General features: G+C 71.6%; 1 protein-coding gene. It reads right to left on the bottom strand.

Annotation, left to right across the window (positions count from 1 at the left end):
- On the bottom strand, nt 1-1,128 hold a 1,128-nt coding region (gene dnaX / locus K206_RS0113405; protein ID WP_029043591.1), incomplete at its 3' end, for a DNA polymerase III subunit gamma/tau.
- Nucleotides 1,129-1,376: the final 248 nt, after the last annotated feature.

The raw sequence follows: 1,376 nt of genomic DNA, 5'->3' as shown, positions 1-1,376 counted from the left end.
GCCGCCCTGCGCCGGCGCCGCCGGGCTGGCCGACGGGCGGAACGCCAGCATGCGCAGCAGCGTCATGGTGAAGCCGGCGTATTCGTCCGGCGCCAGCGCCAGCTCGCTGCGGCCGAGATTGGCGATCTGGTAGAACAGCTGCGCTTCCTGCGCGTCGAAGGCGGCGGCCAGGCGGCGCACCTCGGCGGCTTCCGGCCACTCTTCCTGCACCGAGGCGGGCACCGCCTGGGCCAGCGCGATCTTGTGCAGCAGCGAGGCCAGATCCTGCAGCGCGCCCGCGAACGACAGGCTGCGGTCGGCCATGCCGTCGGCCACCGCCAGCATGGCGGCGCCGTCCTCGGCGGCCAGCGCGTCGAGCAGCTGGATCAGGTAGCTCTGGTCGATGGCGCCGAGCATGCCGCGCACGGCGGCCTCGGACACCTGACCGGCGCTGTAGGCGATGGCCTGGTCGGTCAGCGACAGCGCGTCGCGCATCGAGCCGTGCGCGGCCTGCGCCAGCAGGCGCAGCGCGTTGGCGTCGCGCGCGATGCCTTCCTCGCCCAGGATGTGGTCGAGGTGGCTGACGATGTGGCCCGGCGGCATCTGCTTGAGGTTGAACTGCAGGCAGCGCGACAGCACCGTGACCGGGATCTTCTGCGGGTCGGTGGTGGCGAGGATGAACTTGACGTGCGCGGGCGGCTCTTCCAGCGTCTTCAGCATGGCGTTGAAGGCGTGGTTGGTCAGCATGTGCACTTCGTCGATCATGTAGACCTTGAAGCGCCCCGCGGTCGGCGCGTAGACCGCCTTGTCCAGCAGCGACGCCATCTCGTCGACGCCGCGGTTGGAGGCCGCGTCCATCTCGATGTAGTCGACGAAGCGCCCGCTGTCGATCTCGGTGCAGGCCTTGCACACCCCGCACGGCTGCGCGGTGATGTCGCCGCGGCCGTCAGGGCCGACGCAGTTGAGCGCCTTGGCCAGGATGCGCGACAGCGTGGTCTTGCCGACCCCGCGCGTGCCGGTGAACAGGTAGGCGTGGTGCAGGCGCTGTTGCTCCAGCGCGTGCGTGAGCGCGCGGACCACGTGCTCCTGGCCGACCAGCGTGGTGAAATCCCGGGGGCGCCATTTGCGCGCTAGCACTTGATAACTCATGGCGGCGATTGTAGCAAAAGGCGGCCGCCCGTCAGGGACGATCGGCGGCGGCGCGCGCGCATCCGCGGCGGATCGGGCGCCGCCGGCCGCGCCCGGGGCGATCCGGCTAGCCGCACTCCCCCACGTAGCCGCAGTTGGCGCACTTGGCGCAGCCGTCGACCTTGTGCAGCGCATGGGCGCCGCATTCGGGGCAGGTCTTGCCCGAGCCCAGGCCCAGCCCGAGGCCGGCTGACGGCCGGGCGCCCGCG

The organism is Cupriavidus sp. WS (assembly GCF_000395345.1).
In the GTDB taxonomy this organism is placed as follows: domain Bacteria; phylum Pseudomonadota; class Gammaproteobacteria; order Burkholderiales; family Burkholderiaceae; genus Cupriavidus; species Cupriavidus basilensis_B.
This window is presented reverse-complemented; position numbering and strand designations above follow the sequence as displayed.